Annotated in this window: 3 protein-coding genes; 2 read left to right on the plus strand and 1 reads right to left on the minus strand. The window is 67.6% G+C overall.

The window, feature by feature from the left end:
* Positions 1–645: 645 nt before the first annotated feature.
* Both ABD810_RS27460 and ABD810_RS27465 read left to right on the plus strand, forming a co-directional pair.
* Complete coding sequence (locus ABD810_RS27460) at positions 646–1,218, plus strand: hypothetical protein (RefSeq protein WP_344946522.1); 573 nt, start codon at positions 646–648, stop codon at positions 1,216–1,218.
* Positions 1,219–1,471: 253 nt separating this feature from the next.
* A complete protein-coding gene (locus ABD810_RS27465; RefSeq protein WP_344946525.1) occupies positions 1,472–1,630 on the plus strand; it encodes a hypothetical protein in 159 nt (52 codons plus the stop codon).
* Between the two features lie 242 nt (positions 1,631–1,872).
* On the opposite strand, the gene ABD810_RS27470 is transcribed toward ABD810_RS27465, so the two are convergent.
* Complete coding sequence (locus tag ABD810_RS27470; RefSeq protein ID WP_344946528.1) at positions 1,873–2,925, minus strand: methyltransferase; 1,053 nt, start codon at positions 2,923–2,925, stop codon at positions 1,873–1,875.
* Positions 2,926–3,198: the final 273 nt, after the last annotated feature.

Genomic DNA, 3,198 nt, shown 5'->3' on the forward strand with positions numbered 1-3,198 from the left:
CCTGAACGCCTACATCGCCGAGACCGCCGGCTCGTGATCCGCCGTCACGAGCCCTACCGTCCGGCCGACCCCCCGCCGACCCCGCTCCCGGTTCCCTTCCCATCCGGCTCGGATCGCGAGACGGGCCGGCTGGTCCTGGTGCTCAGCATCGCGATCATGTTCACGCCGACCCTCGGCGTCTTGGTCGTCCGGCTGTACGGCATGCAGCCGGGTCCTGACCGAAGCGCCCGGGCGGGCCGAGGATTGTGCGCTCCGTCCGCGCCTTGTCTTGCGGCTTGCGCGGGAGAATCCGGGCCGGGGCTACAGGCGTGTGCACGGCGAACTGTTGGTGCTGGAGGTGAGGGTGGCCGCGTCCACCGTGTGGGAGATCCTTAAGGAGGCCGGGATCGCCCCGGCGCCCGAGCGGGCCTCCAGCACGTGGGCTGACTTTCTGCGCTCTCAGGCTGAGGCCTTGCCGGCTTGCGACTTCTTCGAAACCATCACCCTGTCCGGGGCGCGGCTGTATGTGTTCGCGGTGATCGGGCACACCCGATCGGCGGATCCGGGATCCTGGGCGCGACCGCGCACTCGGCGCTGCTTACGCAGGGGGAAGCCCAGGGGTGAACAGGCACCGCCTGATGGTGTGGTGGGACAAGGAAGGCACTGATGACCGGTAGCGAGAGCGCGTTCGTCACGGAGGACGTCTGGGAAGAGTTCTGGATCAATATCGGCCCGGTGTGGCGGCGGGTGTTGTGCGGCTCCGACACCCTGATCCCCCCGCCTGCGGGTCCTATCCTACGTCGACGCCGCCTCACCACCGACTTCGAGTGGGTGGGGACGTTCGAGCCCGTCAGGTGGCTGCCGGCGGTGACGCAGGCGCTGCTGTGGGACGAGAACGGCATGGATCTGGGACCGTTGACGGGCCGGTCGTGGCAGCTGCTCCAGCTGGGCGGCCCCGCCAACGTGGATGTGCGGCGGTTGAGCGGAACCCCAGTTCGCCGACTCATCCTGTCGAATGTAGACGTGAAGGACCTGTCGGGCCTGCAGGACATCGTGGGCCTGAGATCTCTTGCTCTGGCGCATGGCGACTTCGGGTCGTTGCCACCCCTCGCTCACCTCACCGAGCTCGTTCTGTACGCGGAGGTCGACGTTGATATCGCCGCCGCGTGGACTCCCGGCCTTCGGGTCACCCGCCTCAACGAGCCCTATTTCCCACCCTTCGGCCCCGACGACGTGTGAGCCGTCGAACCGGTCCGAGAGCCGCGCGGCCTCATCGCCGGTCGTCCACAACGGATGGCCGAGCCGCCGCCGGGGCCGGGTACGACGGCGAGATCGGCATCGCCACTTCCGGTCTCGTCTTCGATCTCGATGGCGTCCCGTGGAGTGGTGTAACTGGTAACGATCAGTGAGTGGGCTCTGCCTGGAACAAGGTGAGCCATCGTGTGACGGTCAAAGGAAAGGTCTGAAGTCTCCCTGGAAGGACACGTCCACGATGGCTCTGTCCCAGTCTGACTTAACCAAGCTGCTGCTGGGCATGGGGGTGATGCGCTCACTCATCGGCTCCCCCGCACTGTCCGGCGCGACCTTCGAGGAGACCCGAACGCTGGTCGCCCGCCTGGTCGCCACCTTGACAGCACCCCCGCCGAACTGATGAGGCCGGCCAGGCGCGTAAATCTCGCTCGCGGCCACCAGACCCCGTCTCAAGATCGACCAATGGAGTTTCAGGCTCATGTGGGCTGCCCCTAAATGGTTTGCCGGCCGATGGCGCGCGCCGTGATCTCCCCTGACGAGCTTGTCAGCCGAAGCCCTGCTCCAGGTGACGGTGTCAGGCCACACCCACCCGCAGGGGATACACCCGGTCGCTGATCAAGGAGACGTGGCCGAGCGTGAAAGTCAAGGGCCGGGTGGAGTGCAGTCGAGGATGATGTGCCCGAGCGCGGTGCGGTGAACGTCGGCAAGGCCGAGCCCGGCTTCGGCGGCGATGGTGAGGTAGTCGTCGACGGTACGTTCGCGGCCGCCGCAGAGCACGAGCATGCGCAGGTTCATCTCGGTGACGCCCGGGTCGTCACCGGGACCGCCACCTGACTCGATCACCACGACCCGTCCGTGCTGCCCGGCCGCCTCGGCGCATCGACGCAGGATCAGCACGGCCTCGTCGTCGCCCCAGTCGTGCACCACACGCTTGAGCACGTACACATCGCCCCCGGCGGGCAGCGGATCGAAGAAACTCTGGCCGGCGAACTCGCACCGCGAATCCAATCCGCACTCGGCCAGGTACTGCCGACCTCGCTCTACCGTCTCCGGCAGGTCCACGAGCGTGGCCCGAAGGTCCGGGTTGGCGCGCAGGACCTCGGCGAGCAGGGCCCCGGTGCCACCCCCGACGTCGACCACATGCCGCACACCGGACCAGTCGTACCCCTTGGCCGCGTCGGCGACATAGTCGGCTCCGGCGGCCATCATCGCGTCGAAGGAGGCGCTCATCTTCGGGTTCGCGGCGAGATAGCGCCAGTACGGGGCGCCGAAGACCGTCTCCCACGCCGGTTGCCCGGTGCGGACGGTGTGCAGCAGCCCGGTGAAGGCCAGGTCCATCTGCCCGCCGAAGCCATCCAGGTCAAGCCACGCCCGCATCTCGGAGGGGTGGTCGGATGCCAGCAGCGCGGCGGGCTCGTTGACTGCGAACCTGCCCGGCTCGGGTTCGGTGAAGATGCCCCGGCAGACCAAGTGACGCAGCAGCCGGCCCAGCGCGTCCGCGTCGGTGTCAGACCGGCGTGCCAGCTCCTCGACGGGCACCGCGTCGTCGGCCATCAGATCGGTCAGCCGCAGCGAGGCCGCGACCCGCACCGCCATAGGCGTGACCAGGTCCGCTAGGGGTGCCAGCACTTGCCAGGCCCTTTCCCATGCCGATGTGCGGCCCGGCTTCTCGTGATCGACTTCGGTGCTGGTCATGGCCACGACCCTTCCCTTTTGCGGGACCAAGGTTTGCTGTGGCCGGAAGTTACCATGCGACCTATGCACTCGGTCTTGGACAAATATGACCTCGGCCGCTGGTGCGTAGGTCGCCGGCCTGATCGTCTCGGCCGACATCCTGCGCAAGCTCCGAACGCGCAGATGAGATCGCCAAAGCCGTTACGGTTTCAGACCAGAGAAGCAAGGTGAAATGGGGACCACCTGGCGCGAATGGACCAGGCGGACGGGCCTGACCCTGGGCGAGCGCCGGGG

Source organism: Sphaerisporangium flaviroseum, from assembly GCF_039537005.1.
In the GTDB taxonomy this organism is placed as follows: domain Bacteria; phylum Actinomycetota; class Actinomycetes; order Streptosporangiales; family Streptosporangiaceae; genus Sphaerisporangium; species Sphaerisporangium flaviroseum.

What these genes read in the sequence shown, in the direction of transcription:
- ABD810_RS27460 (WP_344946522.1), top strand. Translation starts at nt 646, where the DNA reads ATGACCGGTAGCGAGAGCGCGTTCGTCACGGAGGACGTCTGGGAAGAG.
- ABD810_RS27465 (WP_344946525.1), top strand. Translation starts at nt 1,472, where the DNA reads ATGGCTCTGTCCCAGTCTGACTTAACCAAGCTGCTGCTGGGCATGGGG.
- ABD810_RS27470 (WP_344946528.1), bottom strand. Translation starts at nt 2,925, where the DNA reads ATGACCAGCACCGAAGTCGATCACGAGAAGCCGGGCCGCACATCGGCA.